Origin of the sequence: Pseudomonas capsici (assembly GCF_017165765.1) — a bacterium.
Lineage (GTDB): Bacteria > Pseudomonadota > Gammaproteobacteria > Pseudomonadales > Pseudomonadaceae > Aquipseudomonas > Aquipseudomonas capsici.
Genome location: NZ_JAFGZD010000029.1, coordinates 1 through 16,617, shown reverse-complemented (window position 1 = coordinate 16,617; position 16,617 = coordinate 1). Strand labels below are relative to the sequence as shown.

The following is a 16,617-nucleotide window of genomic DNA, read 5'->3' as shown; positions in this document are numbered from 1 at the left end:
GAAACAGGATCTTGATTCAAGCGCGCAGGGCGCTCAGTTCGATGAGGCAGCAGCGGCTGGCACTGGGGGCTTGCAGCTCTATTTCCAGCAGGCCGCCGGGGTTATCCACTTGCAGGCAGTCGTGTCTGCCAAGGATTTCCCAGGCACCGACATTCACGCTGACGCCGATCTGCTCGGCAACGCTGAACAGCAAAAAGATGCCGGCGGAACTGAACACCCGTTGTGGCTGGCGTACATCGATCCAGTGCAGGCGGGCGCTGTAGCGCTGTGGAGCATAGATCAGGTTGAAGTCGCGAATAGGCCCGTCGAGCAGTGCGCAACTGACCTGGCTGTCGCCGCTGAAGGCCAGCGGGTCGGAAGGCAGCAACGGGCGGCTGGTGACACCGTCGATATCCAGCGTCATGCCTGCGCCCTGAATCACCGAGATGATCCGTTGGTAACCGGCGAATACCGAAAAGTCGCCAGAAGTCTCGATATCGGCAATCGACAGGCGCCAGCCGAAGCCGTCCAGGTCCTGCCCGGCATCACGGGTGATTTCTTCGGTGCTGCCACCGCCGTTTTTCCACGGCATGCGAGGGTAATCGATGGCGCGCAGGATTTTGGTCCGGGTCATTTGGTGAAACGTCCTTCAAGGCGGTGGCGGGAGCCGGGGTGGATCAGGCGAGCGGCAGTAACCGGCTGGCGTCCTGACCATGTACGACGGCGAATCAGCAGACAGGGCTCGCCGGCATCGATCTGCAGCAACCGGCATTCGTCGGCATCGGCCAGAATCGCTTCGACCACGTGTTCGCCTTCGGTCAGCGGCGCGACTTGCGACAGATAGGCGTAAGGCGTCTGCTGCGTGAAATCCTGTTTGAGATAGTCGGGTGCGACCAGTGCATTGACGAAGCGGTCCTCAATCTGCACCGGGATATTGTTCTCGAAGTGCACGATCAGCGAGTGAAACACCTTCTGGCCTTCACGCATGTCCAGCGCCAGTGCCCGTTCCGAACCGGCAGGTTCTTCCTGGAGAACGATGACCTTGCAGGTATGACTGTGACCCCGGGCGGCGATTTCGTCAGCGATGTTATTGACCTCGAACAGCGCCGACTGGCTTTTGGGCTCGGCGACGAAAGTGCCGACACCCTGCATGCGGATCAGCAGGCCCTCGGCGGTCAGCTCGCGCAAGGCACGGTTGATGGTCATGCGGCTGAAGCCCAGTTGGGTCACCAGTTCGCTTTCCGAGGGCACGCGATGATGCGGCGGCCAGGTGCCGTTCTGGATTTGCTGGGCAATCATCTGTTTGACGCGGGCATAGAGCGGTGCCGGACTTTCGCCCATCTGGGCTGCCAAGGGAGAAGAGGCGGGCGGAATCGGCACGTGCGGGTCCTTGTCTGGATGGTTCAGCTACGAAATAGCGCCCAAGCTAACCATTAACCTGCGCTGCGGCAAGCATGCAGAGGTTTACCGGGCATTCGAACGTCTGTATATGTATATACAAATTACAACCTTGAGGTGTGAAGTCAATGCCAGCCTTCTTTGCCGAGCGCGCATTACTCCCGGGCGGTTGGGCCGAGAATGTCCGTCTGGAGGTCAGTGCCGACGGTTTATTGAGTTCGGTGCAAGCCAATGCGGATCGCCAGGGCGCGGAACGGGTAAGTGGTCCGTTACTGCCCGGCATGCCTAATCTGCATTCCCATGCCTTCCAGCGCGCGATGGCGGGGCTGGCGGAAGTGGCAGGCAATCCCAGCGACAGCTTCTGGACCTGGCGCGACCTCATGTATCGGCTGGTCGGGAAGATCAGTGCGCCGCAGGTGGGCGTCATTGCCCGGCAGCTCTATATCGAGATGCTCAAGGGCGGATTCACGTCGGTCGCGGAGTTTCACTACGTCCATCAGGACACCAACGGCAAACCTTATGCCGATCCTGCCGAGCTGGCCTTGCAGATCAGTCAGGCTGCCACATCGGCGGGCATTGGCCTGACTTTGCTGCCGGTGCTCTACAGCCATTCGGGCTTTGGCGGGCAAGCACCAAACGAAGGGCAGCGCCGGTTTATCCACAGCACCGAAAGTTACCTGGATCTGCAGGCTCGCTTGAGGCCGGTCATTGCCGCTCAGGCGGCTCAGAACCTGGGGCTGTGCTTTCACTCGCTGCGTGCTGTCACCCCGCAACAGATCAGTGAAGTGCTGGCCGCCAGTGACCGGCAGTGCCCGGTGCATATCCATATCGCCGAGCAACAGAAGGAGGTCGATGATTGCCTGAGCTGGAGTGGCCGACGTCCGTTGCAGTGGCTGTACGAAAACGTGGCCGTGGACCAGCGCTGGTGCCTGGTGCATGCGACCCATGCCGAGCCGGATGAAGTCGCCCTCATGGCACAGAGTGGCAGTGTGGCCGGTCTGTGCCTGACCACGGAGGCCAACCTGGGTGACGGGATTTTCCCGGCGGTGGATTACATCGCCCAGGGTGGACGTTGGGGGATTGGCTCGGACAGCCATGTGTCGGTCAGTGTGGTCGAAGAACTCCGTTGGCTGGAATACGGCCAGCGCCTGCGGGATCAGCGCCGCAACCGGCTGTATCGCAGCGATCAACCCATGGTGGGCCGGACCCTGTTCGATGCGGCACTGTCGGGCGGTGCCCAGGCACTGGGGCAGAGTATCGGCAGGCTCGAGGTCGGGCAGCGTGCCGACTGGGTGGTGCTGGACGGTTCCGACCCGTATCTGGCCACTGCATCCGGCGACGCGATCCTCAACCGCTGGCTGTTTGCGGGCGGTGATCGTCAGGTTCGCGATGTGTTGGTCAATGGCCGCTGGGTGGTGCGCGAAGGGCGTCATGCGGCAGAAGAGGAAAGTAGCCGGGCGTTTGCGCAGGTGCTTAAAGAGTTGCTGGGGTAGGTCCGAGCAGGAGTGAATTCATTCACGAAAGGGGCTTGTCGCGGCAAACCCCTTCTCACTATCCATAGACGCAAATCACTTCCCGATCTTTGAATCATCCTCACGCCAGATCAGCCGGCTGGTGTCGTAGCCCTGCTGGCGTGCCTTGCTCAGCATCTCCTGTTTGACCCATTCCGGCACGGTCGGTGTGCGGGACAGCAGCCACAGGTATTTGCGATCAGGGTTGCCGACCACGGCGGTCTTGTAGTCATCACTGATGTACAAGACCCAGTAGTCGCCCTTGGCCAGACCCGGCAGCAGGCGCGAGAACCAGTTGTCGAAGACCACCCACAGCTTGTCGGTCTTGCCCGCTACCTGTGGCGAGGCGGTTCCGGTTGCTTCCTGCCACTTGCCTTCGGCTGTCCGGCAGCGGTTGGTCACGCCGATATTGCCGTCAGGCTTGAGTGTGTAATGGGCTTCGGACTGTGCGCAGTTGCGCTGGAAGAACATCGGCAGCCGCGCCAGTTCATACCAGGTGCCCTGATAGCGGTTCAGGTCGACGCTGTCGACCGTCTTGGGTTCGAGGTTGTCCTCCGAGTGGGCGAAACCGATGGCCAGGAAGCTGGCCATGACGAGGATTCCGAAGCGTAGAAGTAGCTTGATCATGTGTTATTTCAGACCTTGGCCCGAGAAAATGAGCACTTTGTCGCCAGCATACTGCACGCTGATAAAGGTTTTCTGGTCGCCCCAGGTGCAACTGGACATTCCCAGTGCGCCGGAACATTCGGTCGGGCTGCCCAGCAGGCTTTCGACCTGCGCCTTGGGCATGCCGGCGGAAAGCTTGGAGTAATTCTCTTGAGTGATCTTGCTGCAGGCAGTCAGCAGCACGCAAAACGACAGTAACGCGAGAGAGCGCAAAGACATGGATGAAGCTCCTGAACGGAAGGAGGCTGCGTCGCAGCAACAGGTCTCTGAACCTGGCTGGCGCAATGCCGAAAGCTTAGAAGATAAAACCGCTATCTGGTTCCCTTGGCTCGTAAATCCCTGATGGCAGTTCATGCAGGGTGGCGGGCCAGAGCGTTTCGCTTCGCGAAGAAGCTAAAAGCTTGAACCGGGTGTCTTCAGGAACTCGATCTCTTCATCGGTCGAGGTACGGCCGAGAATGTCGTTGCGATGGGGGAAGCGACCGAAGCGGGCGATGATTTTCCGGTGACGCTCAGCGTAATCGAGGCTTTGATTGAAATAGTCGCGGTCGGTGGCAGGCAGCAGCGGGAGCAGTTTGCCAAAGCAGGCAATGGCCTGGTTTTGCACGTCGAGGTTTTCGCTGTGCTCCAGCACCAGATAGATGAAGGTGCGTTCAAGCGGTTCCAGATGCTGATCCCTGCCCAGTTTCAGGCCGTGTTGCACCAGTGCCTGAGCACGTTCGTCCCCGGCGAAAGCCTTGGGCGTATCGCGATGGAGCATGCGCGGCAACTGATCGAGCAGCAGGACCAGCGCCAGCCAGCCCTTGGGATTTTCTGCCCATTCTTTCAGGCCGCCGGTCAGCGCCTGTTCGACCAGCGCACCGAAGCGCCCGCGAGCCTCGGTGTCGGTGGTCTTGCTTTTGCCGAACCACAGTTTCTCCTTGGCCTTCACCACTTCGCTGGCGGATTCGGCAGAGCCGAACCACCAGTGCAGCAGAGGCAGCCAGGGAGCGGACATGGTCTTATTCCTTGTGATACGCCGTGGCGCGCTCGACTTCCTCTTTGGAACCCAGGAACACGGCCACACGCTGGTGCAGGCCTTCAGGCTGGATGTCGAGGATGCGCTGGTGGCCATCGGTGGATGCGCCGCCGGCCTGTTCGACCAGGAAGGACATCGGGTTGGCTTCGTACATCAGACGCAGTTTGCCCGGCTTGGAAGGCTCGCGGCTGTCGCGTGGGTACATGAACAGGCCGCCACGGGTCAGGATGCGGTGCACGTCGGCAACCATCGCGGCAACCCAGCGCATGTTGTAGTTCTTTTTCAGCGGGCCTTCTTCGCCGGCCAGCATTTCTTCGACGTAGCGCTTGACCGGAGCTTCCCAGTGGCGCTGGTTGGACATGTTGACCGCGAACTCCTGAGTGGACTCCGGGATCTTGAGGTCTTCGTGGGTCAGCACGAAGCTGCCCATTTCGCGGTCCAGGGTAAAGCCTTTCACGCCATCGCCCAGCGTCAGGACCAGCATGGTCTGCGGGCCGTAGATCGCATAACCGGCGGCTACCTGCTCGGTGCCCGGTTGCAGGAAGGCTTTTTCGTTCAGGGCTTCGTTCTGGCTCAGGTATTCGTTAGGGCAGCGCAGAACGGAGAAGATCGTGCCGACTGGCGCGTTGATATCGATGTTCGAGGAGCCGTCCAGCGGGTCGAATACCAGCAGGTAGGCACCTTTCGGGTATTTGCCGGGGATCTGGTAGGCGTTGTCCATTTCTTCGGACGCCATACCGGCCAGATGACCGCCCCATTCGTTGGCTTCAAGCAGGATTTCGTTGGAGAGCACGTCGAGCTTCTTCTGCACTTCGCCCTGTACGTTCTCGGTCCCCATGCTGCCCAGTACGCCACCCAGTGCGCCCTTGGAGACGGCATGGCTGATTTCCTTGCATGCTCGCGCCACTACTTCGATCAGGAAACGCAGATCGGCAGGAGTATTGTTGCTGCGGGTCTGCTCAATCAAAAAGCGACTCAGTGTAACGCGGGACATGGATAGCTCCGAAAATGGGGGATGAAAAACCCGCGCAGTTTAGCGCGAGTGGCTGCGTAATACTGCTATCAGACTGGCTTATGGTGAATTGAGTTCATACGCTTGCTCAGCGTAGCTGCAAAACCGCAACTCGAAGCCGTGATGGATCAATGTTTTGAGGTGCGCAAAGAGCTCAGAGCGATCCAGCCCAGGCATAGTGTGCCGAGTACCAGCACGGCCCACAGGCCCATGCGCTTGTAATCCATGCTTTCAGCCACTGGCGGAGCAGTTACCGCTACGTTGGCAGCAGACGCAGTGGCTGGTCTGGCCTTGCCCAGGGTTGTCAGTTTCTGCGGGGTAAAGTCAGGCATCAGCGTCGTCAGAGGCAGTTGCGCAGCCGGTGCCGAAACATGACCGATGGCGAGGACGAACGGCCCGTTGCCGCTGGCCCGGAACACCACCTGAGTCGCAGGCACGGCAACGCTCAGCCCGGGAGCCTGTGCGCCCAGTCCGCCGCCACGATCATCGACGACCAGTTTCAACTGCCGCACGTTCTGTCCCGAGAGCTGCAATTGATCCTGCACGATCTCGCCATTGTTCTGGGTCAGGCGATACAGCAGGCCGCTGCTGAGGACCTGCCATTCCTGGCCGGCATCGAGTCGCCCATAGAGCGTACCGGGTGCCAGGCTGTTGTCCTGGCTGATGTCGATTTTCACCCGTTCCACCGGCAGTTCTGTCGGCAACTGCCAGACATATTCGTTGGGATGCTCGACGACCCCCGTTATCGATGGCGACCAGCTCAGAGTGGTCGGCGGACTGTCGGGGCTGGCACTCAGTACGTGAGCAGAAACCAGGGTTGGTGCGTTCTGCGGTGAGCGCCACAGCAGGCGCAGGTAGCGGGCGTTGTGGCCGGGCAGACCGACTTCCCGTTGCTCGACCACTTCATCGGAGAGCGTCAGCCGCGCCACTTGTCCTTCGCCCCAGGCCTGCCAGTGCTGGAGGTCATCGCTGGCCTCGATGCTGAAATGCTGGAAGCCTTCGCGTTCGGAACTCCAGTCGATCAGCAGTTGTTCGAGGGGGGCCTTGATCGCGCTGGCGTCCAGCAACCAGCCGCGCAGTATTTCTTCACCGGCTTCGATGTCGCTTTGTGGCTGGACATCGATGAGGGCCCCGTCGTTCGAGCGCTTGCTGCGGATGACCGGCGCTGCATCACCTGCTTCGGCAGTGGTGTACAGCGGGAACCACTTCACCGCCGTTGGTGCCGGGTTCTCTTCGTGGGATTCCTGTTTGCGCACCAGCGCAAAGGCTTGAGCCTGGCCGTTGGCATCGAATACACGAAGATCATTCAGATTGGCCTGGCGGGCATTGAGTTGCAGTGCCAGAGGCAGTTCGATGCGATATAGCGGGCCTTGGCCGATGAGGGTCAAGGGCGTCTGGCTGGTGAAGTCCGCCGGTTTTTCCAGGGCATTGACAGTCATCGCTGCGCACAGGGCTGCGCCGAGCACAGCGATTTTGATGACGAGCGGACGACTCACGAACGGGTTCCTCAGGGTTGGGCAGGCAGCCGATGCCTGCTTGCGCACCGATGTATTGCGAAAGAGTTTGGCAGTGATGTGTGAAATATCCCACCACAGATAGCGATATGCCAATACCTGTGAGCAAAAGGGATGGGGGGCGAGAGGGAAAAAACCGCTGGGAACGAATTCATTCACGAAGGCCATACATCCGAAGACATCTATCGTCTTCAAAAAACGGCTTCGCGACTGAATTCGCTCCCACGGGCGTTACAGGGTTACTCCAGCGCTTTCCAGATGTCTGCGGCGTATTCGCGGATGGTGCGGTCCGACGAGAACCAGCCCATGCGCGCCGTATTGAGAACTGCCGAGCGCCACCATTGCTTGGAGTCGTGCCAGCGTTCTTCGACCTTGGCCTGGGCAGCCCAGTACGAGTCGAAGTCGGCGCAGACCAGGAAGCGGTCGTAGGCCAGCAACTGATCGATCAGGCCCGCATAGCGGTTCGGATCGTCCGGCGAGAACACACCGCCGCGAATGGCCTGCAGCACATCGTTGAGACGGCCCGATGCCGCCACATCGGCGTATGCACTGAAGTCGCCAGCCTGCTTGCGGGCTTCTACCTCCTGTGAGGTCATACCGAAGATGAACATATGTTCAAGACCGATCTGCTCGCTCATTTCCACGTTGGCGCCGTCCAGCGTGCCGATGGTCAGCGCGCCGTTGAGGCCGAATTTCATGTTGCTGGTGCCGGAGGCTTCCAGGCCAGCAGTGGAAATCTGCTCGGAGAGGTCGGCGGCCGGAATGATGCTTTCGGCCAGACTGACGTTGTAGTTGGGCATGAACACCACTTTGAGCAGGCCGCGCACGGTCGGATCGTTGTTGACGGTGCGGGCGATATCATTGGTGAGCTTGATGATCAGTTTGGCCGAGTGATAGCTGGCCGCTGCCTTGCCCGCAAAGATCTTCACCCTTGGCACCCAGTCCGTACCGGGTTCGGCGCGGATTGCCTGATACAGCGCGACGGTGTGGAACAGGTTGAGCAACTGGCGTTTGTATTCGTGGATACGCTTGACCTGGACGTCGAACATCGCGGCAGGATTGACCACGACTCCCAGACGTTCATGGATGATGGCTGCCAATGCGCGCTTGCTGTGCAGGCGCTGGTCTGCCATCTGTTTGCGGAAGGAGCTTTTTTCCGCGAACGGTTCCAGTTCGATCAGACGTTTCTCGGCATTGTCCAGAACGTCTTCGCCCAGGGCTTCCACCAGCATTTCGGTCAGCTTCGGGTTGGCCTGGTACAGCCAGCGGCGGAAGGTGATGCCGTTGGTCTTGTTATTGATCCGTTCCGGATAAATCTTGTGCAGCTCGGCGAATACGGTCTTGCGCATCAACTGAGTGTGCAGCGCGGAAACGCCGTTGATGCTGTGAGAGCCCAGGAATGCCAGGTTGCCCATGCGTACCCGGCGGCCATTGTCTTCTTCGATCAGCGACACGGCCCGCAGAATGTCGAAGTCATGCACGCCTTTGGCGCGCAGGGTATCGATGTGCTGGGCGTTGATCAGGTAGATGATCTGCATGTGCCGCGGCAGCATGCGTTCCATCAGGCCTACGGACCAGGTTTCCAGTGCTTCGGGCAGCAGGGTGTGGTTGGTGTAGCTCAGCGTGCCCACGGTGATTTTCCATGCTGCATCCCAGGCGATTCCGTGGGTGTCGATCAGCTGTCGCATCAGCTCGGCCACGGCAATCGAGGGGTGGGTGTCGTTCATCTGGATGGACGCGTGCTCGGGCAGATCCATCAGGGTCGCGTGCATGTTCAGATGGCGACGCAGCAGGTCCTGCAGGGACGCCGAAACAAAGAAGTACTCCTGACGCAGGCGCAGTTCCTGGCCTGCCTCCGTTGCATCGTTGGGGTAAAGCACGCGGGAAATACTTTCGGCCCGCACGACTTCGGCAACCGCACCGAAGTGGTCGCCGGCGTTGAAACGCTCCAGATGCAGGTCATCCAGTGCGCGTGCACGCCACAGGCGCAGAGTATTCACGCTTTTACCGCGCCAGCCGACCACGGGGGTGTCGTAGGCAATGGCGCGTACGGTTTCCGCCGGACGCCAGACCTGACGCGGCTCGCCTGCTTCATTAAGCACCGTATCGACGCTACCGCTGAAACCGATGGAGTAGACCACCTCGGGGCGCTCGAACTCCCACGGGTTGCCGAAGTCCAGCCAGTGCTCTGTCTGCTCCTGCTGCCAGCCGTCGACTATCGCCTGACGGAACAGGCCGTGTTCGTAACGAATACCGTAGCCATGACCGGCAATGCCCAGGGTCGACATGCTTTCCATGAAGCAGGCTGCCAGGCGGCCCAGGCCACCATTGCCCAGTGCCGCATCCGGCTCCAGCAGACGGATACGCTCGATGTCCACGCCCAGTTCGGTCATGGCTTCGCGGGCGATTTCCAGCAGGCCGAGGTTGCTCAGGCTGTCGTAGAGAAGCCGCCCGATCAGAAATTCGAGGGACAGGTAGTAGACGCGTTTCTGGACCTTGCGATAAATCTGTCGCGTATGGTCCATCCAGTGCTCGACCATGTGGTCACGGGCAGCCAGGGCTACAGCTTCAAACCAGTCATGCTCAAACGCATGGTCAGGGTCCTTGCCCACTGCATAGGTGAGTTTGGCAAGAACGGCGGCGCGAAAAGCGGCCACATCAGCGTCACGAACAAGTGGTTCCTGAGACATCGGTACGACCTCAAGTAGTCAGACGAGTGAAAAGTGGGTTCTTTGACTGTAGGCGTGTCGTCAGTTATTTCCTGAAAAAATTTAAATAACCGAGCAAGTCGCTAGCGTTTCGACTCGCTTGCAATGCTCTGGTTCGCGAATCCGAGCAATTGGCAAATCGCTTGCATCGATCGTTCCACCCGGATGAGCAATGAGCAGCATGCTCATTCCTCGTTTCGGGTTTATGATGCCCAACGGCAGAATAATAGACGCCTCTGAACTGGACTTATGGAGCATGTATGCAGACTTTGTACCCGCAGATCAAACCCTACGCCCGGCACGATCTGGCTGTGGAACAGCCGCATGTGCTCTATGTCGATGAAAGCGGGTCGCCCGAAGGGTTGCCTGTGGTGTTCATTCACGGCGGGCCGGGTGCAGGATGCGATGCGCAAAGTCGCCGTTATTTCGATCCGAACCTGTACCGCATCGTCACGTTCGATCAGCGCGGCTGCGGCCGTTCGACCCCGCATGCCAGCCTTGAAAGCAACACCACCTGGCATCTGGTGGCAGATCTGGAGCGCATTCGCGAACATCTGGGGATTGAAAAGTGGGTGCTGTTTGGCGGCTCCTGGGGCTCGACCCTGGCTCTGGCCTACGCCCAGACTCATCCCGATCGCGTGCATGCCCTGATCCTGCGCGGCATTTTTCTGTGTCGTGCCCAGGAAATCGAATGGTTCTACCAGTCCGGTGCCAGCCGCCTGTTCCCCGATTACTGGCAGGATTACGTGGCACCGATCCCGCTGGATGAGCGCGATAACCTGCTGGCAGCCTTCCATAAGCGCCTGACCGGTTCCGATCAGATCGCCCAGATGCATGCCGCCAAGGCGTGGTCCACCTGGGAAGGCCGCACAGCGACCCTGCGGCCCAACCCGCAGGTCGTCGACCGCTTTGCCGAACCCCAGCGCGCCCTGTCCATTGCGCGTATCGAATCGCATTACTTCATCAACAATGCCTTCCTGGAAGAAAACCAGCTGATTCGCGACATGCCTAAAATCGCTCATCTGCCTGGCGTCATCGTGCATGGCCGCTACGATGTGATCTGTCCGCTGGATAACGCTTGGGAGCTGCATCAGGCATGGCCCAACAGTGAGTTGCAGGTGATTCGCGAGGCCGGGCATGCCGCTGCCGAACTTGGCATTACCGATGCGCTGGTGCGTGCCGCTTCGCAGATCGCCCGGCGTCTGCTCGATCTGCCACCCGAAGAAGCGTAACCCTGTGGGAGCGGATTTATCCGCGAAGCTGTTTCGCGAATGAGTGGAGCGCCGCCCGATTTGCTCCCACACAGCCTGTACGATGGGATTTCTTATATATGAAAGGCTTGTTGCAGCGCGTGCAAAGTGCGCGTGTGGAAGTTGCTGGAGAAGTTGTAGGTGCTGTGGATCAGGGGCTTCTGGTTCTTGTGGGGATAGAGCCTCAAGACACTCAGGCCAGTGCCGATAAGTTGCTGCATAAGCTGCTTAACTATCGGGTATTCAGCGATGACGAGGGCAAGATGAATCTGTCATTGCGTGATGTGGAAGGTGGTCTGCTGCTGGTTTCGCAGTTCACTCTGGCGGCCGATACCAGAAGCGGCATGCGTGCCGGCTTTTCAAAAGCAGCTCCTCCGGCATTGGGCGCGCAGTTGTTCGACTATTTATTGTCACAGGCCAGGATCGCGCATCCGGTGGTTGCAGCGGGCCAATTTGGTGCGGACATGCAGGTGCATCTGGTGAATGATGGCCCTGTGACATTTTTGTTTGATACCTGACAAGAGGAAATCTCTGCCCGCCCCGGATTTATTAGTCCTGCGTGCAAGAAAATCTTTGTCATACATGATGCGTTGTGACGCGCGCTACTGGATAATCGCGCGCTACGAGGACCGGCGATAGTTGGTCCTCTGCGTATTCAGAAGCGGGTTCTGACATTGATTGGGGAATCATTAAGCCCATTCGGAGTCGGAACAATGCTCGCCAACCCGGCATCTGATAGCTGGCCGTTGGTTTTTTCATCTGTTTTCGGCGAGGGTTGCTCGTGATTGTTAGTCCCTGTGATGCTCCAAAGACACCTGTCAAACGGTTGCGTAGTGCGCTTTTGGCAAGCTCGGCTCTTGTCTGCCTGCTGGGTTCAGGCCAGTTGTGGGCATTCAACCTTGATGATGTAGCGGCAAAGGCCAAAGAAATGGCCGGGCAGAAGTTCGAAGCTCCGAAGAGCAATCTGCCTACCGAGTTGCGCGAAATGAAATTCGCGGACTACCAGAAGATCCGCTTCCGTGAAGACAAGGCTGAGTGGGCGACTGACAAGACGCCGTTCAAGCTGTCGTTCTATCACCAGGGCATGCACTTCGACACGCCAGTCAAGATCAACGAAGTCACGGCCACGACCGTCGAAGAGATCAAGTACGACGCCAACCGTTTCGACTTCGGCGATATCAAGATCGACCCTAAAGCCACTGAAAAGCTTGGCTATGCGGGCTTCCGCGTCCTGTATCCGATCAACAAGGACGACAAGCAGGACGAGATCATGACCATGCTGGGCGCGAGCTACTTCCGCGTGATCGGCAAGGGTCAGGTCTATGGCCTGTCCGCGCGTGGCATGGCGATCGATACCGCCTTGCCGTCCGGCGAAGAGTTTCCTCGCTTCAAGGAATTCTGGATCGAGAAGCCGGGCCCGGACGACAACCATCTGGTGATCTTCGCACTGCTCGATTCGCCTCGTGCCACCGGTGCCTACCAGTTGACCCTGCGTCCTGGTACCAACACCCTGGTAGACGTCAAGTCGCGCATGTACCTGCGTGAAAACGTCACCAAGCTGGGCGTGGCTCCACTGACCAGTATGTTCCTGTTCGGTGCCAACCAGCCTTCGCGTGTGCCCAACTACCGTCGTGAACTGCACGATTCCAGCGGTCTGTCGATCCAGGCAGCCAATGGCGAGTGGGTATGGCGTCCTCTGAACAACCCGAAACACCTGGCCGTCAGCAGCTTCTCGGTCGAGAACCCGCGTGGCTTCGGTCTGCTGCAGCGTGGCCGTGACTTCAGCCAGTACGAAGACCTCGACGACCGCTACGACAAGCGCCCAAGCGCCTGGATCGAGCCTAAGGGCGACTGGGGCAAAGGTACTGTCGATCTGGTAGAGATCCCGACTGCCGACGAAACCAACGACAACATCGTTGCGTTCTGGAAGCCTGACACCCTGGCGGCTCCAGGCGAGCCGATGGAGTTCAACTACCGTCTGCACTGGACCATGCAGGAAAACGCCATTCACTCGCCCGATCTGGGTTGGGTCAAGCAGACCCAGCGCTCCATCGGTGACGTAAGGCAGTCCAACCTGGTTCGTCAGCCGGACGGCAGCCTGGCCTTCCTGGTCGACTTCGTAGGTCCGGTTCTGGCCGCCCTGCCTGAAGACAAGACCATCCGCAGTCAGGTCACCACCGACGACAACGTCGAGCTGGTCGAGAACAACCTGCGCTACAACCCGGTGACCAAGGGCTATCGCCTGACCCTGCGGGTCAAGGTCAAGGACCGCAGCAAGCCGACCGAAATGCGTGCCTACCTGCTGCGTGAAATTCCTGCCGAGCCTGGCAAGGAACCTGCGCTGCTTGTCGCTGACAAAGATGACAAGAAGTCAGCATCCAAGGAAGCTGCCAAACCTGCAGCCGCCAAGGAAGTTGCCAAGGCTGACGCCGCTGTAGCCAAGGCCGATGCGTCGAAAGCCGATGCCGCCAAGGCTGGCGATGCCAAGCCTGAAGCCGCCAAGGCCGACGTAGCCAAGGCCGATCCGGCCAAGAAAGCCGAAGCACCGAAGGCCGATGCAGCAAAAGCTGACAAGCCTGAAGTCGCGAAGGCCGAAGTGGCCAAGGATGCTGAAGGTAAAGAGATCAAGCAGCCTGAAGCCGAGGCCGCACCCACCCATCCGGAGCCGGCCAAGACCCTGCAAGTCATGACCGAGACCTGGAGCTACCAGTTGCCAAGCGATGAGTAATTCTCTCTCCGTGCCAGAGTCTCTGAACGAGTACCTGGCACACCTGCCGATGAGTGACGAGCAGCGGGCAGAACTTGCCAGCTGCAAGTCTTTCGCTGAACTGCACGAGCGTCTTTCCGCACAGCCGGTAAGCGACAAGGCCGAGGTCGCCCAGGCGTCCGTCGGCCGTCGCCTGACGCTGTCCACGGCTGACGAGCTGCAGGATGCCGAGCTGCTCGAAGTCGATGCCAGTGGTCGCATCCGTCTGAAGGCCACGCCACCGATCCGCCGTACCAAGGTGGTTCCGGAGCCATGGCGCACCAATATTCTGGTGCGTGGCTGGCGTCGCCTGACCGGCAAGACCAACCCGCCAAAGCCCGATCACAGCGATCTGCCCCGTGATCTGCCCAAGGCGCGCTGGCGTACGGTCGGCTCGATTCGTCGTTACATTCTGCTGTTGCTGATGCTTGGCCAGACCATCGTGGCTGGCTGGTACATGAAAGGCATTCTGCCGTATCAGGGCTGGTCGCTGGTTTCGCTGGACGAAATCACCCGCCAGACCTTCGTGCAGACCGCCTGGCAGGTTCTGCCTTACGCCTTGCAGACCAGCATTCTGTTGCTGTTCGGCATCCTGTTCTGCTGGGTTTCGGCCGGTTTCTGGACGGCACTGATGGGCTTTCTCGAATTGCTCACCGGTCGCGATAAATACCGTATTTCCGGTGCCAGCGCCGGTAACGAGCCGATCGAAGCCGGTGCGCGTACCGCTCTGGTCATGCCGATCTGCAACGAAGACGTTCCACGGGTGTTTGCCGGTCTGCGTGCGACCTTCGAGTCGGTTGCTGCAACGGGCGATCTGGACCGCTTCGATTTCTTCGTGCTCAGCGATACCAACGACACCGACATCGCTGTAGCCGAGCAGCAAGCCTGGCTGGACGTGTGCCGCGAAACCGGTGGTTTCGGCAAGATCTTCTATCGTCGTCGTCGCCGTCGCGTCAAACGCAAGAGCGGCAACCTCGATGACTTCTGCCGTCGCTGGGGTGGCGATTACCGCTACATGGTCGTGCTCGACGCCGACAGCGTGATGAGCGGCGAATGTCTGACCAGTCTGGTGCGCCTGATGGAGGCCACTCCGGACGCCGGTATCATCCAGACTGCGCCACGTGCCTCGGGCATGGACACCCTGTATGCACGCATGCAGCAGTTCGCGACCCGCGTCTACGGTCCGCTGTTCACGGCCGGTCTGCACTTCTGGCAACTGGGTGAATCCCATTACTGGGGCCACAACGCGATCATCCGCATGAAACCCTTCATCGAGCACTGCGCACTGGCGCCGTTGCCGGGCAAGGGCGCGTTTGCCGGTGCGATTCTTTCCCACGACTTCGTCGAAGCCGCGCTGATGCGCCGTGCCGGCTGGGGCGTGTGGATTGCTTACGACCTGCCGGGCAGCTACGAAGAGTTGCCGCCCAACCTGCTGGATGAACTCAAGCGTGACCGTCGCTGGTGCCACGGCAACCTGATGAACTTCAGGCTGTTCCTGGTCAAGGGCATGCACCCGGTTCACCGTGCGGTGTTCCTGACGGGTGTGATGTCCTATCTGTCGGCACCGTTATGGTTCTTCTTCCTGGTGTTGTCCACCGCCTTGCTGGCAGTGAACACATTGATGGAGCCGACCTACTTCCTTGAACCGCGTCAGTTGTATCCGCTGTGGCCACAATGGCACCCGGAAAAAGCCGTCGCACTGTTCTCGACCACCATTGTCCTGTTGTTCCTGCCCAAGCTGCTCAGCGTCATTCTGATCTGGGCCAAGGGCGCCAAGGCATTTGGCGGCAAGTTCAAGGTCACGGTTTCGATGCTGCTGGAAATGCTGTTCTCGGTGCTACTGGCCCCGGTTCGCATGCTGTTCCACACCCGTTTCGTTCTGGCTGCTTTCCTGGGCTGGGCGGCGACCTGGAACTCTCCGCAACGCGACGACGATTCCACGCCGTGGATCGAGGCGATCAAACGCCACGGTCCGCAGACCCTGCTGGGCGCCTGCTGGGCCTTGCTGGTGGCCTGGCTGAACCCGAGCTTCCTGTGGTGGCTTGCGCCGATCGTGGTTTCCCTGATGCTGTCGATTCCGGTATCGGTGATTTCCAGCCGTACCAAGCTGGGTCTCAAGGCGCGTGACGAAAGCTTCTTCCTGATCCCGGAAGAGTACGACACGCCTCAGGAACTGATCTCCACCGATCAGTACACCCATGAGAACCGCTGGCATGCTCTGAAGGAAGGCTTCATCCGTGCGGTGGTCGATCCTCAGCAGAACGCCCTGGCGTGCGCGCTGGCGACTTCCCGTCACCGTCTGGCTCAGCCTGTCGAGACGGTTCGCCATGAGCGCGTCGAGCATGCACTCAAGGTCGGACCTGAAAAGCTCAGTAACCATGAGCGTCTGATGCTGCTCAGCGACCCGGTTGCTCTGGGCCGATTGCACCAGCAGGTCTGGAGCGCCGGTCATCCCGAGTGGCTGGCCGCATGGCGTGCTTCGATTGAAGCCGATCCTCATGCACCTCTGCTGCCGCTTCAGCCGGTCAAGCCAGAGGCGGAGCCGGTGCTGGCGTAAGTCGCACCGTCCTTTCGCGAATGAATTCGCTCCTACACCGTAGGTAGCGAATTCATTGGTTCTGCTCTCGTTAAGTGTTGTGGTGTCTCTGGTACAGCGAGCGCTGTTAATGCTGTGAGAGTTCGCCCGCCGCCCCGGTGCCGCGCTGTCGCGCAGCAAACAGGTGCCGTGTGGTTGTCAAGAGTTCGGCTTGAGGCCGCCTTGCGCCTTTACGGCGCGTCACTTTGGTTTCGGCCAAAGTAACCAAAGCCATTGCTCC

13 protein-coding genes are annotated in these 16,617 nt (G+C 59.7%); 5 read left to right on the top strand and 8 right to left on the bottom strand.

From position 1 onward, the window contains the following. Positions 1 to 16: 16 nt before the first annotated feature. Both JSY17_RS24235 and hutC read right to left on the bottom strand, forming a co-directional pair. Positions 17 to 613 (bottom strand): HutD/Ves family protein, encoded by a 597-nt coding sequence (locus JSY17_RS24235; RefSeq protein ID WP_206403203.1) that lies wholly within the window; start codon positions 611 to 613, stop codon positions 17 to 19. Beyond that, positions 610 to 1,320, bottom strand: coding sequence for a histidine utilization repressor (hutC, locus tag JSY17_RS24230; RefSeq protein WP_183133934.1), 711 nt, complete (start codon positions 1,318 to 1,320; stop codon positions 610 to 612). The genes JSY17_RS24235 and hutC overlap by 4 nt, the downstream gene beginning before the upstream one ends. Positions 1,321 to 1,505: 185 nt before the next feature. Here hutC and JSY17_RS24225 point away from each other — a divergent pair, with 185 nt between their 5' ends. Next, positions 1,506 to 2,870: a formimidoylglutamate deiminase gene (locus JSY17_RS24225; protein ID WP_206403204.1), complete on the top strand. Its 1,365-nt coding sequence runs from the start codon at positions 1,506 to 1,508 to the stop codon at positions 2,868 to 2,870. Positions 2,871 to 2,945: 75 nt separating this feature from the next. Here the strand turns inward: JSY17_RS24225 and JSY17_RS24220 are convergent, their stop codons facing one another. The 6 genes from JSY17_RS24220 to JSY17_RS24195 all read right to left on the bottom strand — a co-directional run bounded on the left by JSY17_RS24220 (position 2,946) and on the right by JSY17_RS24195 (position 9,787). After that, the gene (locus JSY17_RS24220) at positions 2,946 to 3,515 is read right to left on the bottom strand and encodes a lipocalin family protein (RefSeq protein ID WP_117182807.1); all 570 of its coding nucleotides are present in this window, start codon (positions 3,513 to 3,515) and stop codon (positions 2,946 to 2,948) included. 3 nt (positions 3,516 to 3,518) lie between these two features. Beyond that, a complete protein-coding gene (gene bamE / locus JSY17_RS24215; protein ID WP_025262329.1) occupies positions 3,519 to 3,773 on the bottom strand; it encodes an outer membrane protein assembly factor BamE domain-containing protein in 255 nt (84 codons plus the stop codon). A gap of 174 nt (positions 3,774 to 3,947) precedes the next feature. Beyond that, positions 3,948 to 4,550 carry a DUF924 family protein gene (locus tag JSY17_RS24210; protein WP_206403205.1) on the bottom strand — a complete coding sequence of 201 codons (603 nt, stop codon included), beginning with the start codon at positions 4,548 to 4,550 and terminating at the stop codon, positions 3,948 to 3,950. A 4-nt stretch (positions 4,551 to 4,554) separates the two neighbouring features. Further along, entirely contained in the window at positions 4,555 to 5,565 is a 1,011-nt protein-coding gene (locus tag JSY17_RS24205) for a class 1 fructose-bisphosphatase (protein WP_117166491.1), read from the bottom strand. Between the two features lie 146 nt (positions 5,566 to 5,711). After that, entirely contained in the window at positions 5,712 to 7,061 is a 1,350-nt protein-coding gene (locus JSY17_RS24200) for a DUF3999 domain-containing protein (RefSeq protein ID WP_263943501.1), read from the bottom strand. Between the two features lie 275 nt (positions 7,062 to 7,336). Next, on the bottom strand, positions 7,337 to 9,787 hold the full coding sequence (locus JSY17_RS24195) for a glycogen/starch/alpha-glucan phosphorylase (protein ID WP_122370765.1): 2,451 nt from the start codon (positions 9,785 to 9,787) through the stop codon (positions 7,337 to 7,339). Positions 9,788 to 10,065: 278 nt separating this feature from the next. Between JSY17_RS24195 and pip the strand changes: the two genes are divergently transcribed. The 4 genes from pip (at position 10,066) to mdoH (ending at position 16,358) form a co-directional block, all read left to right on the top strand. Continuing rightward, positions 10,066 to 11,037: a prolyl aminopeptidase gene (gene pip / locus JSY17_RS24190; protein ID WP_206403207.1), complete on the top strand. Its 972-nt coding sequence runs from the start codon at positions 10,066 to 10,068 to the stop codon at positions 11,035 to 11,037. Between the two features lie 98 nt (positions 11,038 to 11,135). After that, positions 11,136 to 11,573, top strand: coding sequence for a D-aminoacyl-tRNA deacylase (gene dtd / locus JSY17_RS24185; protein WP_122370764.1), 438 nt, complete (start codon positions 11,136 to 11,138; stop codon positions 11,571 to 11,573). Positions 11,574 to 11,836: 263 nt separating this feature from the next. Beyond that, positions 11,837 to 13,783, top strand: a complete 1,947-nt coding sequence (locus JSY17_RS24180) for a glucan biosynthesis protein G (RefSeq protein ID WP_200980681.1) — start codon at positions 11,837 to 11,839, stop codon at positions 13,781 to 13,783. Further along, positions 13,776 to 16,358, top strand: a complete 2,583-nt coding sequence (gene mdoH, locus JSY17_RS24175; RefSeq protein ID WP_117182812.1) for a glucans biosynthesis glucosyltransferase MdoH — start codon at positions 13,776 to 13,778, stop codon at positions 16,356 to 16,358. Before JSY17_RS24180 ends, mdoH begins: the two co-directional genes overlap by 8 nt. The last annotated feature ends 259 nt before the right edge of the window (positions 16,359 to 16,617 follow it).

Bases quoted from the DNA above. Each gene is read 5' to 3' on its own strand.
- JSY17_RS24195 (WP_122370765.1), bottom strand. From the start codon at position 9,787: ATGTCTCAGGAACCACTTGTTCGTGACGCTGATGTGGCCGCTTTTCGC.
- JSY17_RS24210 (WP_206403205.1), bottom strand. From the start codon at position 4,550: ATGTCCGCTCCCTGGCTGCCTCTGCTGCACTGGTGGTTCGGCTCTGCC.
- JSY17_RS24205 (WP_117166491.1), bottom strand. From the start codon at position 5,565: ATGTCCCGCGTTACACTGAGTCGCTTTTTGATTGAGCAGACCCGCAGC.
- JSY17_RS24235 (WP_206403203.1), bottom strand. From the start codon at position 613: ATGACCCGGACCAAAATCCTGCGCGCCATCGATTACCCTCGCATGCCG.
- JSY17_RS24225 (WP_206403204.1), top strand. From the start codon at position 1,506: ATGCCAGCCTTCTTTGCCGAGCGCGCATTACTCCCGGGCGGTTGGGCC.
- bamE (WP_025262329.1), bottom strand. From the start codon at position 3,773: ATGTCTTTGCGCTCTCTCGCGTTACTGTCGTTTTGCGTGCTGCTGACT.
- mdoH (WP_117182812.1), top strand. From the start codon at position 13,776: ATGAGTAATTCTCTCTCCGTGCCAGAGTCTCTGAACGAGTACCTGGCA.
- dtd (WP_122370764.1), top strand. From the start codon at position 11,136: ATGAAAGGCTTGTTGCAGCGCGTGCAAAGTGCGCGTGTGGAAGTTGCT.
- JSY17_RS24220 (WP_117182807.1), bottom strand. From the start codon at position 3,515: ATGATCAAGCTACTTCTACGCTTCGGAATCCTCGTCATGGCCAGCTTC.
- pip (WP_206403207.1), top strand. From the start codon at position 10,066: ATGCAGACTTTGTACCCGCAGATCAAACCCTACGCCCGGCACGATCTG.
- hutC (WP_183133934.1), bottom strand. From the start codon at position 1,320: ATGGGCGAAAGTCCGGCACCGCTCTATGCCCGCGTCAAACAGATGATT.